The 20136-nt window shown below is 73.3% G+C and carries 18 protein-coding genes; 9 read left to right on the top strand and 9 right to left on the bottom strand.

Translation table 11 applies throughout. The features are described 5' to 3' along the window. Nucleotides 1–3: 3 nt before the first annotated feature. Nucleotides 4–309, bottom strand: a complete 306-nt coding sequence (locus tag ACH4NX_RS18010) for a 4a-hydroxytetrahydrobiopterin dehydratase (protein WP_398127999.1) — start codon at nt 307–309, stop codon at nt 4–6. Nucleotides 310–481: 172 nt separating this feature from the next. Between ACH4NX_RS18010 and ACH4NX_RS18005 the strand changes: the two genes are divergently transcribed. After that, complete coding sequence (locus tag ACH4NX_RS18005) at nt 482–1297, top strand: helix-turn-helix domain-containing protein (protein WP_398127998.1); 816 nt, start codon at nt 482–484, stop codon at nt 1295–1297. Here ACH4NX_RS18005 and ACH4NX_RS18000 read toward each other — a convergent pair. Further along, on the bottom strand, nt 1279–1704 hold the full coding sequence (locus ACH4NX_RS18000) for a hypothetical protein (RefSeq protein ID WP_351396012.1): 426 nt from the start codon (nt 1702–1704) through the stop codon (nt 1279–1281). The two genes, ACH4NX_RS18005 and ACH4NX_RS18000, sit on opposite strands and share 19 nt — an antisense overlap. A 214-nt stretch (nt 1705–1918) precedes the next feature. Between ACH4NX_RS18000 and ACH4NX_RS17995 the strand changes: the two genes are divergently transcribed. The 6 genes from ACH4NX_RS17995 (at nt 1919) to narI (ending at nt 10347) form a co-directional block, all read left to right on the top strand. Beyond that, nucleotides 1919–2782: a helix-turn-helix transcriptional regulator gene (locus tag ACH4NX_RS17995; protein ID WP_351396009.1), complete on the top strand. Its 864-nt coding sequence runs from the start codon at nt 1919–1921 to the stop codon at nt 2780–2782. A 129-nt stretch (nt 2783–2911) separates the two neighbouring features. Next, nucleotides 2912–3727, top strand: coding sequence for an SAM-dependent methyltransferase (locus ACH4NX_RS17990; protein WP_351396006.1), 816 nt, complete (start codon nt 2912–2914; stop codon nt 3725–3727). 111 nt (nt 3728–3838) lie between these two features. Then, nucleotides 3839–7534, top strand: coding sequence for a nitrate reductase subunit alpha (locus tag ACH4NX_RS17985; RefSeq protein WP_351396003.1), 3696 nt, complete (start codon nt 3839–3841; stop codon nt 7532–7534). Then, the gene (gene narH, locus ACH4NX_RS17980; RefSeq protein WP_398127997.1) at nt 7534–9129 is read left to right on the top strand and encodes a nitrate reductase subunit beta; all 1596 of its coding nucleotides are present in this window, start codon (nt 7534–7536) and stop codon (nt 9127–9129) included. Before ACH4NX_RS17985 ends, narH begins: the two co-directional genes overlap by 1 nt. A gap of 4 nt (nt 9130–9133) precedes the next feature. After that, nucleotides 9134–9628, top strand: coding sequence for a nitrate reductase molybdenum cofactor assembly chaperone (narJ, locus tag ACH4NX_RS17975; protein WP_345588657.1), 495 nt, complete (start codon nt 9134–9136; stop codon nt 9626–9628). Next, nucleotides 9625–10347, top strand: a complete 723-nt coding sequence (gene narI / locus ACH4NX_RS17970) for a respiratory nitrate reductase subunit gamma (protein WP_351395996.1) — start codon at nt 9625–9627, stop codon at nt 10345–10347. Before narJ ends, narI begins: the two co-directional genes overlap by 4 nt. A 19-nt stretch (nt 10348–10366) precedes the next feature. Here narI and ACH4NX_RS17965 read toward each other — a convergent pair whose 3' ends face one another. From ACH4NX_RS17965 to ACH4NX_RS17950, 4 genes are all read right to left on the bottom strand, one after another. Then, nucleotides 10367–10792: an OsmC family protein gene (locus ACH4NX_RS17965; protein WP_351395993.1), complete on the bottom strand. Its 426-nt coding sequence runs from the start codon at nt 10790–10792 to the stop codon at nt 10367–10369. 101 nt (nt 10793–10893) lie between these two features. Continuing rightward, complete coding sequence (locus ACH4NX_RS17960) at nt 10894–12306, bottom strand: amino acid permease (protein WP_351395990.1); 1413 nt, start codon at nt 12304–12306, stop codon at nt 10894–10896. Between the two features lie 84 nt (nt 12307–12390). Then, complete coding sequence (locus ACH4NX_RS17955) at nt 12391–14535, bottom strand: alkaline phosphatase family protein (protein ID WP_351395987.1); 2145 nt, start codon at nt 14533–14535, stop codon at nt 12391–12393. 116 nt (nt 14536–14651) lie between these two features. Further along, nucleotides 14652–15053, bottom strand: coding sequence for a hypothetical protein (locus ACH4NX_RS17950; RefSeq protein ID WP_351395984.1), 402 nt, complete (start codon nt 15051–15053; stop codon nt 14652–14654). Between the two features lie 83 nt (nt 15054–15136). On the opposite strand from ACH4NX_RS17950, the gene ACH4NX_RS17945 reads away from it, so the two are divergent. Beyond that, entirely contained in the window at nt 15137–15910 is a 774-nt protein-coding gene (locus ACH4NX_RS17945) for an MBL fold metallo-hydrolase (RefSeq protein ID WP_398127996.1), read from the top strand. Then, entirely contained in the window at nt 15907–16533 is a 627-nt protein-coding gene (locus ACH4NX_RS17940; protein WP_351395978.1) for a VTT domain-containing protein, read from the top strand. Before ACH4NX_RS17945 ends, ACH4NX_RS17940 begins: the two co-directional genes overlap by 4 nt. Before the next feature lie 2 nt (nt 16534–16535). Here ACH4NX_RS17940 and ACH4NX_RS17935 read toward each other — a convergent pair whose 3' ends face one another. The 3 genes from ACH4NX_RS17935 to ACH4NX_RS17925 all read right to left on the bottom strand — a co-directional run bounded on the left by ACH4NX_RS17935 (nt 16536) and on the right by ACH4NX_RS17925 (nt 20046). After that, a complete protein-coding gene (locus tag ACH4NX_RS17935) occupies nt 16536–17615 on the bottom strand; it encodes an MBL fold metallo-hydrolase (protein WP_351395975.1) in 1080 nt (359 codons plus the stop codon). Then, a complete protein-coding gene (locus ACH4NX_RS17930) occupies nt 17612–18976 on the bottom strand; it encodes an aminotransferase class I/II-fold pyridoxal phosphate-dependent enzyme (RefSeq protein ID WP_398127995.1) in 1365 nt (454 codons plus the stop codon). Before ACH4NX_RS17930 ends, ACH4NX_RS17935 begins: the two co-directional genes overlap by 4 nt. A 140-nt stretch (nt 18977–19116) precedes the next feature. Continuing rightward, complete coding sequence (locus ACH4NX_RS17925) at nt 19117–20046, bottom strand: hypothetical protein (RefSeq protein WP_398127994.1); 930 nt, start codon at nt 20044–20046, stop codon at nt 19117–19119. Nucleotides 20047–20136 lie beyond the last annotated feature (90 nt).

Here is a 20136-nt window from a genome sequence, read left to right as displayed (position 1 = left end):
CCGTCAGTGTGCCGCATGGCCGGCGGCCAGGTCCTCCACCCTGCGGGCGAGCTCGACGTCCTTCTCGGTGACGGCACCGCCCGCGCTGTGGGTGTGCACGGCCAGGGAGAGCGTGTCGTAGCCGAGGGTCAGCTCGGAGTGGTGGTCCAGTTCCTCCTGCGTCTGGGCGATGTGGACGACCATCGCGGCGGCCGCGAAGTGGGAGCCGAGCCGGTAGGAACGGGTGAGGCGGCCGTCCTCCAGGGACCAGCCCGGCAGCTCGGCCAGCCGCTCCTCGATCTCCTTCTGCGACAGCGGTTCGACGGGCACGGGCCGCGCTCCCTTCCTGGGGTGGTCCTACTGGTACATCGGTACCTGGATTCCGTCCGGTACACGGGTCTTCCCGTGTACCCGTTCAGCCTGCCACAACGCGGCCGTCCGAGCCCTGGGCAGAAGCGTCGGCCGGTCCCGGTGCGAAGCGCTGTCGGCTACCGTTCGGCGTATGACCGCACTCATGTCCGGCAGCGCCTCCACCGCCCAGGGCGTGGGCCCGCTGCTGCGGGCCTGGCGGGAGCGGCGGCGGGTCAGCCAACTGGAGCTGGCGCTGCGCGCCGACTCCTCCGCCCGGCACATCAGTTTCGTCGAGACGGGCCGCTCCCGGCCGAGCGAGGAGATGGTGCTGCGGCTCGCCGCGCACCTGGACGTGCCCGTGCGTGAGCGCAACGCGCTGCTGCTCGCGGCCGGTTACGCCCCGCACTACCCGGAGACCCCGCTGGACGACCCGGCGCTGGACGCCCTGCGCGAGGGCATGGAGCGGCTGATCCGGGGATACGAGCCCTATCCCGCGCTGGTCGTGGACGCGACGTACCGGGTGCTGGCCGCCAACCGGGGCATCTCGATGCTGATGGACGGGGTGGCGGAGCATCTGCTGGAACCGCCGCTGAACGCGATCCGGCTCACCCTGCACCCGGAGGGCCTGGCGCCGCGCATCAGCAACCTGCGGGAGTGGCGCGGGCATCTGCTGGCGCAGATGGAGCGGCAGATCGCCCTGCACCGCTCGGAGCCGCTGCGGGCGCTGTACGAGGAGGTGGCGGCGTATCCGGTGCCGGACACCGCGCGGGGCGGCGAGCCGGCCGAGCCGGTGCCGTACTTCGCGCTGCCGATGCGGATCGAGCACGAGGGCCACACCCTGTCGTTCATCTCGTCCATCTCCACCTTCAACACACCGATGGACGTGACCGTCGCCGAGCTGGCCATCGAGACGCTGCTTCCGGCCGATCCGGCGACGGTCAAGTACCTTCACACCCTGCTGTCCTGAAGCTGCCTCAGCGCCGCGTACTGCAACAGGGCGAACCCGGCGACGGTGAGCGCCTGGAGCACCGTCCACACCGCGCCGGCCGCGGTGGGCGTCAGCCAGAGGGCGAGGGCGGCGAGACTGACCGCCGCCCAGGCGAGGTTGGCCTCGACGACGGCCCGTACGGCGAGCGCCGGAGGCCGGCGGCGGGAGGCCAGCAGGGCGACGCCGGCCGCGTACACCGCGAGGAACGCGCCGAGGCCGAGCAGCAGCCCGGAGCCGGCGCCGAGGAACCGGCCGAGCGGGCCGGCGAACGCGAGGTAGGCGAGCGCGTTGGCGCCGGTCACCACCGCGTCGAGGGCGAGGAAGCGGCGCAGCATCAGCTGCGGCTCGGCGGTGCGGGCAAGTGCGGCCATCTGGTTCGTGGACATGACGAGTCACCCTCCGTCGGGTCGGACACGCTGCGGAAGACCGGGTCCCGGACCGTGCGCCGGTCCGGAACCCGATGACCCCACGATCCCGTCCGGAGCGCGCCCGGTCGATTACCCGTCGGGTAATGATGTCGATCCACCGCCACCCCTTGTGGGACTGACAGGGGAACATGACAGACTGCGGGCAGACTTGGGCGCGTTGGGGAGGCGTGGCGTGAGTGAGCGGCGGGCCGCACCCACCGTGGGCCAGGTGGTCCTCGGCAGACGGCTGCAGGAACTGCGCGAGACGGCGGGCCTCAGGCGCGAGGAGGCCGCCAAGGTGCTCCGGGTGGCCCCGGCGACCGTGCGGCGCATGGAGATGGCCGAGGTCGCGCTGAAGATACCGTACGTCCAGATCCTGCTGACGGCGTACGGGGTGCCCACGAGCGAGGTGTCGGCGTTCGTCGCGCTGGCCGAGGAGGCGAACCAGCCGGGCTGGTGGCAGCGGTACCACGACGTGCTGCCGGACTGGTTCAGCATGTACGTGAGCCTCGAGGGCGCCGCCCGGATCGTCCGCTCCTACGAGCCGCACTTCATACCCGGGCTGCTGCAGACCGAGGACTACGCGCGCTCGGTCCTGGAGGCCGGGACGATCGGGAGCGCGGGCCGGGACGCGGTGGAGCGGCACGTGTCCCTGCGCATGGAGCGGCAGCGGCTGCTGGAGGGCGCGGACGCGCCCCACCTGTGGGTGGTGATGGACGAGACGGTGCTGCGGCGCCCGGTGAGCATCGACGGCCGGGTGATGCGCGACCAGCTGGACAGGCTGCTGGAGTTGTCGGCCCGGGACCGGGTGACGCTCCAGGTCGCCGAGTTCGAGGACGGGCCGCATCCCGGGACGTACGCGCCGTTCACGCTCTTCCGGTTCGCGGAGCCGGAGCTGCCCGACATGGTCTTCACCGAGTATCTGACCGGTGCCCTGTACCTGGACTCCCGTGCGGAGGTCTCCGCGCATCTGGAGGTCCTGGACCACATGACGGCGCGGGCCGCCTCGGCCCAGCGCACCGAGAAGGTCCTGCGCGAGTACCGCGAGATCTTCTGAGTCGGCGACCCTGCCGCACCAGGCCCGAACATCGACCGCGTACGAGCACCGACCACACCCGCACCCCCGACCACGCCGAACCCCGACCACACCCGAACACCTGACCAGGCTCCGAGGAGACGACAGCGCATGACCGGATCCGACGCCACCCCCGCCCCCATCGACACCAGCCGGCCGCATCCGGCCCGCGTCTACGACTGGTGGCTGGGCGGCAAGGACAACTACCCGGTGGACGAGGAGCTGGCCCGCAGGATCCTCGCGGCGGACAACACGGCGGTCCGTGGGGCACGGGCCAACCGCCGGTTCATGCACCGGGCCGTCCGTACGCTCGCCGAGACCGGGATCCGCCAGTTCCTGGACATCGGCACCGGCATCCCCACCGAGCCGAACCTGCACCAGGTGGCCCAGGCCGTGGCTCGCGAGGCGCGGGTCGTCTACGCCGACAACGACCCGATCGTCCTGCGGCACGCCCAGGCGCTGCTGCACGGCTCGGCGGAGGGGGCCACCGAGTACGTCCACGCGGACGTCCGGGATCCGGACCTCATCCTGCGGCTGGCGGGCGAGTCCCTGGACTTCGCACGGCCGGTCGCCCTGTCGCTGGTGGCCCTGACGCACTACCTCGGTGACGCGGTCGACGGTGACGACGCGCACGGGCTGCTGAAGCGGTACGTCGACGCCCTCGCGCCCGGCAGTTTCCTGGTCCTCTCCCAGGTCACGCCCGATCTGAACCCCGAGGCGGTGGGCAAGGCCGCCGGTCTGTTCGCCCGCGGCGGCACGCCGTTCTACCCGCGCTCGCTCACCGAGTTCGCGCGCTTCTTCGACGGCCTGGACCTGCTGGGCCCCGGCGTCATCCCGGTCACCGGATGGCGGCCGGACCCGGAGGACGTGGCGGTCCAGGCGGAGGGCATCGTGCCGGTGTACGCGGGGGTGGCGCGCAAGCCCTGACGGGCCCGGCCGCCGGTGCCCGCTGACCCGTACGGGCGCCGCGAACAGGTGCGCTCCCCCGCCCGCCCCTAGGTTCGAGAAGCCAGGGCACGGTCGATCAAGGGAGCGCACGTGACCGACACCCGGACACCGCCCACCGAGCCGGGCGCGGCGCTGCTGCGGGCGGGGCGGTTCTTCCGGCCGGGCACGGCCGCGCCCGACCTGCACAGCATCGGCCTGGTCGGCGGCCGGGAGGCGGACGCCTTCTACCGGGACCGCTGGAGCCACGACAAGGTCGTGACCTCCACGCACGGCGTGAACTGCACCGGTTCCTGCCGCTGGAACGTGTTCGTCAAGGACGGCATCATCACCTGGGAGACCCAGGCGACGGACTATCCGTCGGTCGGCCCGGACAGCCCGGAGTACGAGCCGCGCGGCTGCCCCCGGGGCGCGGCGTTCTCCTGGTACACGTACTCGCCGACCCGCGTGCGCTACCCGTACGTGCGCGGGGTGCTCCTCGAGATGTACCGGGAGGCGAAGGCGCGGCTGTCGGACCCGGTGCTGGCCTGGGCGGACATCCAGGGCGACCCGGAGCGCCGACGGCGCTACCAGCGGGCGCGCGGCAAGGGCGGCCTGGTCCGGGCGACCTGGGACGAGGCGGTCGAGATGGTCGCCGCGGCCCATGTCCACACCATCCGCACACAGGGTCCGGACCGTATCGCGGGCTTCTCCCCGATCCCCGCGATGTCGATGGTGTCGCACGCGGCGGGGGCCCGCTTCCACTCCCTCATCGGCGCCCCGATGCTGTCGTTCTACGACTGGTACGCCGACCTGCCCGTGGCGTCCCCGCAGGTCTTCGGCGACCAGACGGACGTGCCGGAGTCGGGTGACTGGTGGGACGCGGCGTACCTGATCATGTGGGGCTCGAACGTCCCGGTGACCCGCACGCCGGACGCGCACTGGATGGCGGAGGCCCGGTACCGGGGCCAGAAGGTCGTGGTCGTCTCCCCCGACTACGCCGACAACACCAAGTTCGCCGACCAGTGGCTGCACCCGCACCCGGGCACGGACGCGGCGCTGGCCCTGGCGATGGGGCACGTGGTCCTCAAGGAGTTCTTCGTCGACCGCGTCACCCCCTTCTTCGACGACTACGTACGGCGCTTCACCGACCTGCCGTTCCTGGTGACGCTGGACGAGCGGGACGGGGCGCACGTCCCGGCGAAGTTCCTGCGCGCGGCCGACCTGGGGCAGGAGGGCGAGGACGCGCGCTGGAAGACGGTCGTGCTGGACGAGGCGTCGGGCCGGGCCGTCGTCCCGAACGGCTCCCTGGGCTTTCGCTGGAACGAGGCCGACCGGGGCAGGTGGAACCTCGACCTCGGTGACGTACGGCCCCGGCTGAGCCTGCACGGCCATGAGATGGCGTCCGGCGTCGAGGTACTGCTCCCCCGCTTCGACACCGACGGCGGTACGCACGCGCAGGGCCGCGGGGAGGTCGTCCGGCGGGGCGTCCCGGCGACCCGGCTGGGCGGGGCGACCGGGCCGCTGGTGACGACGGTCTTCGATCTGCTGCTGGCGCGGTACGGCGTGGCGCGTGACGGGGTGCCGGGTGACTGGCCGGCGTCGTACGAGGACGCGGACGCGCCCGGCACCCCGGCCTGGCAGGAGACGCACACCTCGGTCCCGGCGGCGGCCTGTGTGCGGATCGCCCGGGAGTTCGCGCGCACCGCCGAGCGCTCCAAGGGGCGCTGCATGATCCTGATGGGCGCGGGCACCAACCACTGGTTCCACTCCGAGACGATCTACCGGGCCTTCCTCGCCCTGCTCCAGCTGACCGGCTGCCAGGGCCGCAACGGCGGCGGCTGGGCGCACTACGTGGGTCAGGAGAAGTGCCGGCCGGTGACCGGGTGGGCGTCGCTGGCCGCCGCGTCGGACTGGTCGCGTCCGCCGCGCCAGATGATCGGCACCGCGTACTGGTTCCTGAACACCGACCAGTGGCGCTACGACCGGTTCGGCGCCGACGTGCTGGCCTCGCCGCTGGGCGAGGGGCGGCTGGCGGGGATGACGGGCGCGGACTGCCTGGCGCTTTCGGCGCGCACGGGGTGGATGCCGTCGTATCCGACCTTCGACCGCAACCCGCTGGAGCTGGGCGAGACGTTCGGCGACCCGGTGGCGAACGCGGTGGCCGAACTGCGCGCCGGGACTCTGAGGTTCGCCTGTGAGGATCCGGACGCGCCTCGGAACTGGCCGCGGATCCTGACCCTGTGGCGGGCCAATCTGCTCGGTTCGTCGGCGAAGGGTGCCGAGTACTTCACCAAGCACCTGCTGGGCACGCACTCCTCGCTGCGCGCCGAGGAGGCCGCGCCGGGTGAGCGGCCCCGGGACGTGGTGTGGCACGACGAGGCGCCCGAGGGGAAGCTCGACCTGATGCTGTCGCTGGACTTCCGGCACACCTCGTCCACGCTGCTGTCCGACGTGGTGCTGCCCGCCGCGACCTGGTACGAGAAGCACGACCTGTCCAGTACGGACATGCATCCCTACGTGCACGCCTTCTCCCCGGCCGTGGATCCGCCGTGGCAGACGCGGACCGACTTCGACACCTTCAAGGTGCTGGCGGAGAAGCTGAGCGAGCTGGCCGCCGGTCATCTCGGCGTGCGCAAGGACCTGGTGGCGGCCCCGCTCCAGCACGACACGCCGGGTGAGATCGCCCAGCCGGGCGGCGTCGTACGGGACTGGCGCAGCGGGGAGTGCGCTCCGGAACCCGGCAGGACCATGCCGTCCCTGGTCGTCGTGGAGCGGGACTACACGGCGGTCGGCGCGAAGTTCGCGGCGCTGGGCCCGCTGGTGGAGTCCAAGGGCCTGCCCGCCAAGGGCATCACCCTGAGGCCGGACGAGGAGGTGGAGCGGCTGCGGCACATGAACGGCGCGGTGCGCGGCGGCCCCGCCGACGGTCGTCCGGCGCTGGACACGGCCGTGAAGGCCGCCAACACCATCCTGGCCCTGTCCGGCACGACCAACGGGCGCCTGGCCGTCCAGGGCTTCCACACACTGGAGACGAAGACCGGGCAGGCCATGGCCCACCTGGCCGCCGAGCACGAGGGCAAGCGGGTCACGTACGCGGACACCCAGGCGGCGCCCGTGCCGGTGATCACCTCGCCGGAGTGGTCGGGCAGCGAGGCCGGCGGGCGCCGGTACACGGCGTTCACGCTCAACACCGAGCATCTCAAGCCCTGGCACACCCTCACCGGCCGCCAGCACTTCTTCCTCGACCACGACTGGATGCACGAGCTGGGCGAGGCGCTGCCGGTGTACCGGCCGCCGCTGGACATGAGCCGGCTCTTCGGCGAGCCGCAGCTCGGCCCGGACGGGCACCGGGAGGTGACGGTCCGCTACCTCACTCCGCACAACAAGTGGTCCATCCACTCCGAGTACCAGGACAACCTGTTCATGCTGGCGCTGTCCCGGGGCGGCCAGACCATCTGGATGTCGACCCAGGACGCGGACGCGATCGGTGTGTCCGACGACGACTGGATCGAGGCCGTCAACCGCAACGGCGTGGTCGTGGCCCGCGCGATCGTCTCGCACCGCATGCCGCCCGGCACGGTCTACATGCACCACGCGCAGGAACGCACAGTCAACGTCCCCCTGTCGGAGACGACCGGCAGACGCGGCGGCATCCACAACTCGCTCACCCGCCTCATCCTCAAACCGACCCATCTCATCGGCGGTTACGCCCAGTTGTCCTGGGCGTTCAACTACCTAGGTCCGACGGGAAACCAGCGCGACGAGGTCACCGTGATCCGCCGCCGTAGCCAGGAGGTCGAGTACTGATGCGCCCGATGGCCCAGGTCGCCATGGTCATGAACCTCGACAAGTGCATCGGCTGCCACACCTGCTCGGTCACCTGCAAGCAGGCATGGACCAACCGGCGCGGCATGGAGTACGTCTGGTTCAACAACGTCGAGACCCGCCCCGGCCAGGGATACCCGCGCCGCTACGAGGACCAGGAGAAGTGGCGGGGCGGCTGGGAGCTGAACCGGCGGGGCGCGCTGAAGCTGAAGGCGGGCGGCCGGTTCAGCAAGCTCGCCGGGATCTTCTCCAACCCGAGGCTCCCGGAGATCAAGGACTACTACGAGCCCTGGACGTACGACTACAAGAACCTCACCGACGCCCCGCTCGGCGGCGACTACCCCGTCGCCCGGCCCGTCTCGCAGCTCGACGGCAAACCGATGAAGATCGCCTGGTCCTCCAACTGGGACGACAACCTGGGCGGCGCCCCCGCCTACGGCGACCTCGACCCGATGGTGGAACGCACCCGCGAGCAGGCTTCGGAGAAGGTCCGGTTCGCGTACGAAGAGACCTTCATGTTCTACCTGCCGCGCATCTGCGAGCACTGCCTCAACCCGTCGTGCGTGGCGTCGTGTCCGTCCGGGGCGATGTACAAGCGCTCCGAGGACGGCATCGTCCTGGTCGACCAGGACCGCTGCCGGGGCTGGCGGATGTGCGTGACCGGATGCCCGTACAAGAAGGTGTACTTCAACCACCGCACCGGCAAGGCCGAGAAGTGCACCTTCTGCTACCCGCGCATCGAGGCCGGCCAGCCGACGGTCTGCTCGGAGACCTGCGTGGGACGGCTCCGGTATCTGGGAGTCGTGCTGTACGACGCCGACAAGGTGACCGAGGCCGCCTCCACGCCGGACGAGAAGGACCTGTACGAGGCCCAGCTGGGCGTCTTCCTCGACCCCGAGGACCCCGCGGTGCGGCGGGCGGCGGAAGAGGCGGGCATCCCGTTCGACTGGATCGAGGCGGCCCGGCGCTCCCCCGTGCACGCGCTGGTGAGCAAGTACCGCGTCGCACTGCCCCTGCACCCGGAGTACCGCACCATGCCGATGGTCTGGTACATCCCGCCGCTGTCGCCGGTGGTGGACGCGCTGACGGAGACCGGGCACGACGGCGAGGACGCGGGCAACCTCTTCGGCGCGATCGACACGCTGCGCATCCCGCTGGAGTACCTGGCGGAGCTGTTCTCGGCGGGAGACGTCGCACCGGTGCGGGCCTCGCTGGAGAAGCTGGCGGCGATGCGCTCCCACATGCGCGCGATCAACCTCGGCGAGGACCCCGACCCGGCCGTCTGCGCGGGCGTCGGCATGCGTGCCCAGGAGGTCCAGGACATGTACCGGCTGCTGGCGATCGCCAAGTACGAGGAGCGGTACGTGATCCCGACGGCGGCCGTCGGGGACGCGCACCGGCTGGAGGCGTCCGCGCTGCCGGACACGTGCAGCCTGGACACCGACGGCGGGCCAGGCATGGGCGGCGACGGTCCGTTCGGCCAGGACTCGGGCCGCAAAAGGCTGCCGCTGGTGCCGGTGGAGAACTTCCACATCCTGCGCAGACGGCAGACCGCGGACGACGAGAGGGAGGCCTGATCCGATGCCCGGGTTCGAGGTGCTGTACCAGGCGGCGGCGCTCTGTCTGACCTATCCCGACGACGACTTCCGCGTCCGGCTGCCCCTGCTGCGCGAGGCCGCGCCGCAACTGCGCGCCTTCACCGACCACGCGGCCGTGACACCGCAGGGCGAACTCCAGGCGCACTACGTGGAGGTCTTCGACTTCAAGAACCGGCACAGCCTGTACCTGAGCTGGTGGACCGACGGCGACACCCGCAACCGGGGGATGTCGCTGGTCCGTTTCAAGGAGCTGTACCGCGCCCACGGCCTGGAGTTCACCGACGAGGAACTCCCCGACTTCCTCCCGGCGGTCCTGGAGTTCGCCTCGCGCACCGGGGACGTCGGCATGCTCACCGAGCACCGCGACGCCCTGGACCAGCTCCGCTCCCGGCTCACCGCCTTCGGCACGCCCTACGCGTGCGTCCTGGACGCCGTGTGCGCCACCCTGCCGCCCGCCTCCACCGGAGCCCGCCGATGAACGTCTTCCTCTGGGGCGTGCTGCCCTACGCCGCGTTCGCCCTGCTGATCGCCGGCCTGGTCTGGCGGCACCGCTACGACCGCTTCGGCTGGACGACGCGCTCCTCGCAGGTCTACGAGTCGAAGCTGCTGAACATCGCGTCGCCGGTGTTCCACTACGGCATCCTGTTCGTGCTGGTCGGCCATCTCGTCGGGCTGTTCGTCCCCGAGTCGTGGACGGACGCGCTGGGCGTGAGCGAACACGCCTACCACCTGCTGTCGCTGTACGGCGGCACGGCGGCCGGGGTGCTGGCGGTGGCCGGCATCCTGATCCTGGTCTACCGGCGGCGCACCAACGCGCCCGTGTTCCGTGCGACGACCGCCAACGACAAGGTCATGTACGTCTTCCTGCTCGGGGCGATCATCCTGGGCATGGTGGCCAAGCTCGCGCACTCGTCCGGCACCGGCTACGACTACCGGCACACCATCGCGCCCTGGTCGCGCAGCCTGTTCACCCTCCAGCCGAAGACGGAGCTGATGGTGGGGGTGCCGGTGCTGTACCAGGTGCACGCGGTGATCGGGATGGTGCTGATCGCCCTGGTGCCCTACACCCGGCTGGTGCACATGTTCAGCGCGCCGGTGCAGTACCTGTTCCGGCCGTACGTGGTGTACCGGTCGCGCGACCCCAGGCAACTGGGGCCGCGCCCGGACCGTCCGGGTTGGGAGCGTGCGGGCTCCTAGGCCCGTGCCCCCGTCCCGACTAGGCCAGCTTCGCCGTCAGGGTGATGGTCGTGCCGGTCAGGGCCTGGCTGACCGGGCAGTTCTTCTTGGCGTCCTCGGCGGCGGCGACGAACGCGTCGTTGTCGAGGCCGGGGACGGTGCCCTCCACCGTGAGGTGGATGCCGGTGATGCCCTCACCCGGCTGGAAGGTGACGTCGGCGGAGGTGGTGAGCTTGGTGGGCGGGTTGCCCGCACCGGCGAGGCCGTTCGACAGCGCCATGGAGAAGCAGCTGGAGTGGGCGGCGGCGATCAGCTCTTCCGGGCTGGTCTTGCCGTTGGCCTGCTCGGCGCGCGACGGCCACGACACCGGCTGCTCGCCGATGCCGGACGAGTCGAAGGTGACGACACCCTTGCCCTCGAGCAGGTTGCCTTCCCAGACGGTGTGTGCGGAGCGCGTGGTTGCCACGACGGGTCCTCTCGAATTCTCTTGCTGTACAGGGGCGGTGGGAGCCCGTTTCCGGGTTCCTCACCCCCATCCGATCACACTCCGGCTCAGCTCACGCGACTTCAGGGGGCGGTGGGCGCCTGGGCGCGCTTTGTGCGGGCCGCCATCACCGCGTAGACCAGTACGCCCGCGAAGAGGAACAGCACGCCCTGGTACACCGCCGCGTAGCCGGCGCCGGCGACCAGCCAGAGGGAGAAGGCGGCCGCGACCGCCGCGATCACGCCGTCCCGCACCAGCCGCACCCGGTCGACCTTCTCGCCCTGCCCGGAGACCAGGTGGAAGATCTGGGCGGCGGTCGCCAGCAGGTAGGGCACGGTCGCGGTGAAGGTGGTGACGAGGACGAGGACCTCGAAGACCTTCGCCGAGCCGGACGTGTAGTTGTAGACGGTGAGGAGGGAGGCGAGGACCACGGTGACGGCGACGCCGACCGTGGGCACGCCGCGCCGCCTGCGGGCGAACGCGGCGGGGAAGAGCCCGTCCTTCGCGGCGGCGTACGGGGTCTGGGCGCTGAGGAGCGTCCAGCCGTTGAGGCAGCCGGTCATCGACACCAGGGCGGCGAGCGCGACGGCCCAGCCGCCCCAGGCGCCTCCGAACATGGCGTTCACGGCGTCGGAGAAGGGTGCGCTGGAGTCCACCAGCCGGTCGTGGGCGACCGTGCCGAAGACGGACAGGGTGCCCAGCAGGTAGACGAAGGCGGCACCCGCGGTGCCGATGACGGTGGCCCGGCCGACCGTGCGGCGGGGGTCCTTGACCTCGCCGGCGCTGACGGCGGCGGACTCCACGCCGAGGTAGGAGAAGAGCAGGATCGCGGCGGCGGCGGAGACCGCGCCGATACCGCTGCCGCCGCTCGCGTTGAACGGGCCGAGGTTGTCCGGATCGAAGAAGAACAGCCCGCCGACGGCGACGAGCAGCAGCGGCGCGAACTTCAGCACGGTGGAGACGATCTGCACGGCGCCGACGTAACGGGTGCCCGCGAAGTTGGCGAGGGCCGGCAGCCACTGGATGACGAGGGCGGCCAGGCAGGCGGTCCAGCGATGGTCGTTCACCGGGATCAGGACGTCGAGGTAGCCGACGGCGGCGACGGCGAGCGCCGCGTTGGACACCCACGTGGTGATCCAGTACGCCCAGGCGGCGAGGAAGCCGGCGAAGTCGCCGAAGGCCTCACGGGCGTAGACGTAGGGGCCGCCGGTGCGCGGGTCGCGGGCGGCGAGGCGGCCGAAGACCAGGGCGAGGGCGATGGCTCCGACCGTCAGGACACCGAAGGCGAGCAGGCTGATGGTGCCGAAGGGGGCGACGGAGGCCGGGAGCAGGAAGATGCCGCCGCCGATGATGTTGCCCATGACCAGGGCGGTGGCGACGGGGAGCCCGAAGCGGCGGGCGTGTCTGCCGTTGCCGGACGCCGGGGCGGAGTCGGGGGCCGCGGGGGTCTCCCGCGGATCCGGAGCCGGTGGGGGGACGGTCCCGGTGACGTGCATGGGATGGGGCGCCTTCCTTGGAACTGGTGCCCGGGATCGCCGGGACGGCGCCCATGGTCGGACACGGTCCGACACCGCTCCAAATCAGGCGCTTTTGTCCTGTACGAACCCGCCCGGGACCGGAAAAGGTCCGTCTTGGACGGTCCTGGGCCGGGGATCCTCCACGGGCACCTGCGGGCCGCTCGACTCGCGCAGCCAGCGGCGCAGGACCCGGTGCACGTGCTCGGCGCCGACGATCTCCGCACCCTCGGCGACCGGCGCGGACAGGACGACCGGGGACAGCAGGAAGGCGCGGGACTGGGCGCCGCCGAGTCCGCCGTGCGAGCCGATCTGCTCCTCGAAGGCGAGGACCTCGCCGTCGGCCGGGTCGTGGAAGGAGTTGACCATGATGTCGGCGGTGTGCGGGAAGGAGTGCGTGCGGCGCACGGCGTCGGCGGCGCCGGGCCCGAAGGGCGCGAGCGGTCCCGGGTCCTCGTCGAGCCGGTCCAGGGGGATCTCCGCGCCCCGCGCGCCGAGCACCACCCCTCCGTGCTTCTCGCTGCGCACCAGCAGGAAGCCGATGCCGGGGTGGTTGGCGAGGGTCGCCAGCAGGGCGGGGTGGCGGGCGTCGATCTCCTCCCGGGTCATCCGGTGGTGCACGTCCGGGAAGGAGACCAGGCCGAGATTGCCCGAGGCCAGCACGATCGGCTCGGAGCGGCGGCCCGAGGGGGTGTCGGCGGGGCGCTGCTGCCCGGCGCCCTCCTCGACGGGCCGGTGCAGGGCGGCGCGTACGGTGTTGCGGGCCTCGGCGCCGCTGCGGGTGCGCTGGGCGCGGCGCGGCACGTGCAGTCCGCAGCCGGCCCGCACCAGGTCGCCGAGGGTGAGGCCGTAGCGGGCGCGGAAGGTCTCGCCGGGGCTCTGGCCGTGGTCGGACAGGAGGACGATCCGGTACTTGCGGGGGGCGTGCTCGGCGACCTCCTCGATCAGCGCGAGGGACCGGTCGAGGCGCCGGAGGACCTTCGCGGCGTCCCGGCTGCGCGGCCCGGAGTGGTGCGCCACCTCGTCGTAGGCCACCAGGTCGGCGTAGACGGCGGTGCGGCCGGCGAGCATGTCGCCCATCACAGCGGCGACGACGACGTCCCGTTCGACGACGGTCGCGAAGGCGCGGACGAAGGGGTAGAGACCGCCGCGGGAGACGCGCGGGCGGACCTCGTGCACGCGGGCGCGGGTGGACTGGCCGATCTCCCGGCACACCTCGGCGACGAAGGACATGGCGGTGCGGACGGCGTTGGCCGGGTCGGAGAAGTAGGCGAAGTAGCCGGACCGGGACCGGGTCTCCGGGCCGCGGCGGCGGGTGGCGATGGAGAGCACGAGGGCCTGTTCGTCGGCGCCGCCGCCGAACAGGTTGCCGCGGCTGGCGCCGTCGAAGGTGAGCAGTCCGCCGTCGCCGGTGTGCTTGACGGCGCGGTGCTGGAGTTCGGCGGCGCTGGTGGGGCGGTTGCAGACCACGACCTCGCCGCTGTCCTTCTCGTACCAGCGGAAGGCGGGGACGTCGTGGTTGGAGCCGTGCAGGATGCCGAGCTGGCTGGCGCCGGTCTGGCTGGACCAGTCGGTGCGCCACTGGGCGAGCCGGTGGGTCGCGGACGTGCCGTCGCGGCCGAGCCAGCGGGCGACGGTGGGCATGGCGCCGTCGTCGACGGCGGCCAGCAGGACGTCGTGGCCGACGCCGTCCAGTTGCAGGAAGAGGGTGCCGGGGTCGGCCGGGCAGGGCGGGCCGGATCTGCGGCGGCGGTCGGCGAGGCGGTAGAGCCGGCGCCGGTAGGCGTCGTCGTCGCGCACGGCCAGGGCACCGCCGGTGGCGGAGGCGACGGCGGACATGACGGCGGCCACCACGACCGCCGTCTCGGGGGCGACGCCCCCGCGCCCGGCCGGGTTCACGTCGATCGCCAGGAGCAGCAGTCCGCCGTTGAGGAAGAAGACGAGGAGCCCGAGGACGAGGGCCGGCACCAGGAGCAGCAGCCGGACCAGCAGCGGCCACACCAGGGCGGACAGCAGGCCGAAGGCGCCCGCGCCGACCGCGGCGGTCATGGCGATGTCGGTCGCGCTGTCGCCGTCGGGCGACTGGAGCCGGAAGTCCGGCAGGATCCCGGCGAGCAGGAGCATGGTGAGCGTGGAGACGGCCCACACCGCGACACTCCGCCCGATCTGACTGGCGACCCGGCGCCAACGCCCTCCACCCACGCTCCGCACACCTCACGTCCCGGGCCCGTCGTCCGCGCGGGCCTTCCCCACCCTGTCACAACGGTCCGGAGCGCCCGTTTGTCCCCCCAGGTCCGGTTCACACCCCTGTGGTCGGGCGGCGGCGGTCAGCGGCCGTCGTACCCGGCCGTCGGCATCGACAGCCGCCGGTGCACGCACGCCTTCATCCGGGCGTCGTAGGACGGTTCCGCGTGGCCGGCCGTCTCGAGGCGGACCCCGCGTCGCGCGCACTCCGCGGTGAACTCGTCCACGGACGACAGCGCGCTCTCCAGCACGCGGCGACTGGGCGCCACGAACAGGTCGCGCCCCGGGCGGACGCCGTCCCACAGGGCGTCGTGGTCGGGTCGCAGACCGCGTACCAGCAGCTCCCTGGCGACGACGTAGCCGTGCTCCGCGGCCCAGTGGGCGCACATGGCGTGCTGGCTGCGGGAGTCGACCAGGAAGGGATCGTCGTCCAACTGCTCCAGTGGCGTCAGACTCGCGATCGACGTCACCCGCACCGGCCCCATGATGTCCCCCTCACCTCCCGTTTTCGCCGCCGACCCTACTCCTGGACGTAGGCTTCGGGGAGTCGCGCGAAGGAGGCAGAGGAGTGCCGGTGGAGCTCACGTGGTGGGGTCACGCCACCTGCACGGTCGAGGACTCGGACATACGTGTGCTCACCGACCCGTTGTTCGTCCGCAGGCTCGCCCACCTGCGCCGCAGGCGGGGCGCGGTGCCGCCGCCGGACGCCTGGCGCGCGGACGTGGCGCTCGTCTCCCATCTGCACGCCGACCATCTGCACGTGCCGTCGCTCGCGCGGCTCGCGCCGGGTACGCGCCTGCTCGTGCCCCGGGGCGCACGACGGGCGGTGCCGGGGCTGCGCCGGCTCGGGCACCTGAAGGTGAGCGAGGTGGCGCCCGGCGACGAGACGATCGTCGGCGACCTGCGGATACGGGCGGTACCCGCGCGGCACGACGGGCGGCGGCTGCCGATCGGACCGCACCGCGCGCCCGCGCTCGGCTACGTCGTCGAGGGCGAGGCCCGGACGTACTTCGCCGGGGACACCGGCCTGTTCGACGGCATGGAGAAGGAGGTCGGTCCGGTCGACGCGGCGCTGCTGCCGGTCGGCGGCTGGGGACCGTACCTGGGCGAGGAGCATCTGGACGCGGGGCGCGCGGCGCAGGCGCTGGCCCGGCTGGCGCCGCGCACGGCGGTGCCGGTGCACTACGGCACGTACTGGCCGATCGGGATGGACGCCGTGCGCCCCCACGAGTTCCACACGCCGGGCGACGAGTTCGTGCGCCTGTCGGCGCTGCGCGCGCCGGAGGTCGCGGTGCACCGGCTGGGGCACGGCGGCAGTGTGCGGGTGGAGGTCGCGCGGTGAGCTGGCTGAGTGCCGCCACGACGAGCATTCCGACCGACCCGGCCCAGCAGGTGTTCGGTTATCCGTCGTTGTTCCTGCTGGTGCTGATCGGTGCGCTGGTGCCGGTGGTGCCGACGGGCGCGCTGGTGAGTTCGGCGGCCGTGGTGGCGATGCACCAGACGGTGCCGTTCTCCATGCTGATGGTCTTCGTGACGGCGTCGCTGGCCGCTTTCTGCGGGGACATGGCGCTGTACTGGCTGGGGCGGCGCGGGGTCGGCTCGAAGAACGGCTCGCGCTGGCTGGAGGCGATCCGGTCCCGGGCGCCCGAGGACCGGCTGGAGCAGGCGCAGAAGAAGCTCGCCGAGCACGATGTGGCGGTGCTCGTGCTGTCCCGGCTGGTGCCGGCCGGGCGCATACCGGTGATGCTGGCCTGTCTGCTGGCCAAGTGGCCGCTGCGCCGGTTCGCCCGCGGCAACCTGCCGGCCTGCCTGGCGTGGGCGGTGACGTACCAGCTGATCGGCGTACTGAGCGGCGCCCTGTTCAGCAAGCCGTGGGAGGGTGTGGCCGCGGCGATCGCGCTGACCGTGCTGGTGGGCGGGGCGCCGAGCGTGTGGCGGCGCTGGCGGGGGCCCGCCAAGGCCTGAGGTCACTCCAGGACGCGCGAGGCGCCGACCGGCAGGTCCCACAGGTGCTCCCGGGGCAGACCGGCCCGCTGCCAGGCGGCGCGTACGCGGGTGAGCGGTTCCAGTACGGGTTCCGCGGAGAGCACGAACGTGCCCCAGTGCATCGGCGCCATCCTGCGGGCGCCGACGTCCTGCGCGGCCCGCACCGCCTCCTCGGGGTCGCAGTGCACGTCGCTCAGCCACCAGCGGGGGTCGTAGGCGCCGATGGGGAGCAGGGCGAGGTCGATACCGGGGTAGCGGCGGCCGATGCGGGTGAACCAGTGGCCGTACCCGGTGTCGCCGGCGAAGTACACGCGCCGGCCGTCGGGGTCGGTGAGGACCCAGCCGCCCCACAGAGTGCGGCAGGTGTCGGTGAGGGTGCGCTTGGACCAGTGGTGGGCCGGTACGAAGTCGAATCGGACGCCGTCCAGCCGCGCCGCCTCCCACCAGTCCAGTTCGGTGACGCGGGTGAAGCGGCGGCGGCGGAACCAGCGGCCGAGCCCGGCCGGCGCGAAGACGGGGGTGTCGCGCGGCAGCCGGCGCAGGGTGGGGGCGTCCAGGTGGTCGTAGTGGTTGTGGCTGATGACCACCGCGTCGACGCGCGGCAGGGCGCTCCACGCGACGCCGACCGGAGTGACACGGGCCGGGGTGCCGAGGATGCGCCGGGACCAGACCGGGTCGGTGAGGACGGTGAGCCCGCCGATCCGCACCACCCAGCTCGCGTGCCCCGCCCAGGTGACGGCGACGGTGCGGGCGTCCACGCGGGGCAGCGGGCCGGGGGCGCAGGGCAGCCGGGGGATGTCGGCGAGGCCGTCGGGGCCGGGTCTCACCGCGCCCTCGCGGGCGAATCTGGCGAAGGCCTTCAGGCCGGGCAGCGGCGCGGTCAGCCGGTCGTGGAAGGCGCGCGGCCACACCCGGTGCTCGGCGAGCGGCCGGGGTTCGGCGAGCGGGGGGTCCGGGGGCGCCGGGGAGGTCGTGGCCGACGGCGCGCCGGCGCCCTCGGCGGAGGTCGGAGTGGACGCGGACGTGGGCGTGCTCGCGGTCGGACGGGGCTGCTGCGTCATCGAGGAGGCTCCCCTCGCTGAGCGTCGCGGAGATCGCCGAAGACCGATTTCAGCCCGGACAACGCGCGTCGCACGTGTGGCAGTTCCAGCGGGTCGGGGGACGTGAGGACCTCCGCCCGCTGCTCGTCGGTGCCGCCGTCCAGCAGCGGGCCGGTGGCGAGCCGGACGCGCAGGGCCGGGAGGTCGTCGCCGAAGCGGTGCCCGCCGGGGGCGGGCATGCCGAGCCGGGCGGTGAGGAAGTCCTCCAGTTCCTGGGCGTCGCCGACGCCCTGGGCGGCGAGCGCGTCGCGCAGCGGGCCGAGGTCGGCGTACAGGTGGCGGCCGGCCTGCGGGGGGCGGGCGGTGGCGCCGGCGGCGACGACGGCGGCGTGCACGGCGGCGGCCACGCGCGCGTGCAGGCGCACGGCGGCCGACCGGCGGGCGGCGACCGGCTCGGGTTCGGCGAGCGCGTACCCGGCCGCGGCGGCGACGGGGGCGGCGACGCGGGCGCCGAGCGCGGTGAGCACGTCGAGCACGCGTGCGTGCAGGCCGTCTCCGGCGGCGGACGAGGGGAAGCGTGCGGCGGCGGCCGGCCAGCCCGGCGGCAGCAGCGCACCGGCCAGGTCGGTGACGACGGTGACCCGTTCCGGCAGCATCTCGGCGGGGCTGAGCAGCACGGTGGCGTGCGGGTCGTGCAAGGTGTCGCGCCAGGTCTCGTCGCTGACCAGGTGCAGTCCCTCGCCGGCCGCGGCCTCGACGGTCTCGTGCAGCAGATCGGGCGGCGCGACGGTGCCGGTGGGGTCGTCGGCGACGGACAGGACGAGCAGACGGGGGTCGCCGCCCTCGGCACGCACCCGGCGGACGGTTTCCAGGAGGGCGTACGGATCGGGGACACCGCCGGACTCGGCCGGGGTCGGCACATGGAAGACGGGCCTGCCCAGCAGCCGCGCGTACGGCGCCCACCAGGCCGCGCCGGGGCGGGGCACCAGGACGTCGCCGCCGAGCGCGGCGGTCAGGGCGAGCAGGAGGGCGTTGGGGCCGGGGGCGGCCGCGACGTGGCCGGGCTCGGTGGGCAGGCCACGCCGGTCCCAGTAGCCGCAGGCGGCGTCCAGGAGGGCGGGGGCGCCACCGGCCGGCTCGTCGTGGCCCCGGCCCGCGGCGGCGGCCAGTACGGCGGACAGTTCGGGCAGCACGGGCAGCCCGTCGTCGGGGAGGTGCGGACCGTAGCGCACGGGGCCGTGCCCGACGGGGTCGTGCCCGGGGGCGTGGCCTTCGCGGTCATGGCCTGCGCCGTCATGGCTCACGCCGTCATGGCCTACACCGTCGCCACCTGGGCCGTCATGGCCTTCACGGTCGTGGCCTTCGAGGTCCGTCCGCCGCATGCGTGCCTCCGCGCGGTCCGTGGTGCCGTGTCCTGTCGCCGCCCGACCGGGTGCTCTTCGCTCGGTCGTTGCTCCCAGTACCCGCCGTGCCGCCCTGCCATGGCTGTGGCCCGGGTCGCGTGGTCCGCGGGCCGTGCGGGTCAACGGTGCTCGGCGTCCCCGCGCAGGCGGTGCCGCAGCCGGTGCGCGGCCGCGCCGAACGCGCCCGCGATCAGGACGCCGCCCGCGACCAGGGCGGGCGTCGAGTCGGTGAAGGCCCCGCCGGTGCCGGCCCGGACCCCGTGCTCCACGGCCGCCGCGCCGCAGGACTTCCCCCGCGCGGAGGCCTCGCCGTGCGGGGCGGTGGGTTCCGGACACGCGGGCTCGGTGGCACAGGACGTACCGTGCCCGGGCCCCTCGCCGTGCGGTGCCGCCGGGTCGGGACACGCCGGCTCGGTGCCGCCGCACGGCTCGCCCGGCGTGCCCCGTGTACCCGGTGAGCCTGGTGCTGCCCCTTCACCGGGTACGGCCGGCTCACCCGGTACGGCCGGCTCACCCGGTACGGCCGGCTCGGGGCACGGGGACGTGCCGGCGCCGGCGTTCTCTCCGGGGATGGTCATCGTCGCGCTCCACGGGTCGCCCTCGCCCCCTGACGCCTCCGGGCAGGCGCCGTCGACGGTCCACGCGCCCTCGGAGCCCGCCATGGCCGGGTCGGCCTCGAAGTCCTCGGCGGCGGCTATCCGCGCGGTGCCCCGATAGGCGGGCCCGGACGTGGTCCCGTCCTCCTCACCCTCCACCCTGCGCAGCGCGACGGTGCCCTCGTCGAAGGCGGGCGAGGTGGCGTCCAGGGTCGCGGGCGCGGCCCCGCCGGTCGAAGCGCAGGCGACGGAGACGGTGACGGTGCCGCCCGGGGTGACGTCGGCCGGGCTCACCTCGGCGGCGGGTTCACCGGCTGCGGCCGACGGCTGGGGAACGCCGGGGTCGGCGGGCGGCGGGGGAACGCCGGGGTCGGCCGAGACGGGGCCCGCGAAGACGCCGAGGGCGGCACTGGCCAGGACGGCTGCGGACAGGGCGCGGGCGGTGCGGCGCATGGAGCGGGCTCCTTCGAGCGGCGAGCGGCGAGCGGCGAGCGACGGCTGCGGGGGCACGGCACTCGCGCCCCCTCGGCCATCACAGCCCGC

Source organism: Streptomyces sp. NPDC017225, assembly GCF_044331465.1.
In the GTDB taxonomy this organism is placed as follows: Bacteria; Actinomycetota; Actinomycetes; order Streptomycetales; family Streptomycetaceae; genus Streptomyces.
The sequence above is the reverse complement of the archived record's forward strand: the minus strand, read 5'-3'. Positions and strand labels throughout refer to the sequence as shown.

Bases quoted from the DNA above. Each gene is read 5' to 3' on its own strand.
- ACH4NX_RS17960 (WP_351395990.1), bottom strand. From the start codon at position 12,306: ATGCACGTCACCGGGACCGTCCCCCCACCGGCTCCGGATCCGCGGGAG.
- ACH4NX_RS17925 (WP_398127994.1), bottom strand. From the start codon at position 20,046: ATGCGCCGCACCGCCCGCGCCCTGTCCGCAGCCGTCCTGGCCAGTGCC.
- ACH4NX_RS18000 (WP_351396012.1), bottom strand. From the start codon at position 1,704: ATGTCCACGAACCAGATGGCCGCACTTGCCCGCACCGCCGAGCCGCAG.
- ACH4NX_RS17990 (WP_351396006.1), top strand. From the start codon at position 2,912: ATGACCGGATCCGACGCCACCCCCGCCCCCATCGACACCAGCCGGCCG.
- ACH4NX_RS17950 (WP_351395984.1), bottom strand. From the start codon at position 15,053: ATGGGGCCGGTGCGGGTGACGTCGATCGCGAGTCTGACGCCACTGGAG.
- ACH4NX_RS17935 (WP_351395975.1), bottom strand. From the start codon at position 17,615: ATGACGCAGCAGCCCCGTCCGACCGCGAGCACGCCCACGTCCGCGTCC.
- narI (WP_351395996.1), top strand. From the start codon at position 9,625: ATGAACGTCTTCCTCTGGGGCGTGCTGCCCTACGCCGCGTTCGCCCTG.
- narH (WP_398127997.1), top strand. From the start codon at position 7,534: ATGCGCCCGATGGCCCAGGTCGCCATGGTCATGAACCTCGACAAGTGC.
- narJ (WP_345588657.1), top strand. From the start codon at position 9,134: ATGCCCGGGTTCGAGGTGCTGTACCAGGCGGCGGCGCTCTGTCTGACC.
- ACH4NX_RS17930 (WP_398127995.1), bottom strand. From the start codon at position 18,976: ATGCGGCGGACGGACCTCGAAGGCCACGACCGTGAAGGCCATGACGGC.
- ACH4NX_RS18005 (WP_398127998.1), top strand. From the start codon at position 482: ATGACCGCACTCATGTCCGGCAGCGCCTCCACCGCCCAGGGCGTGGGC.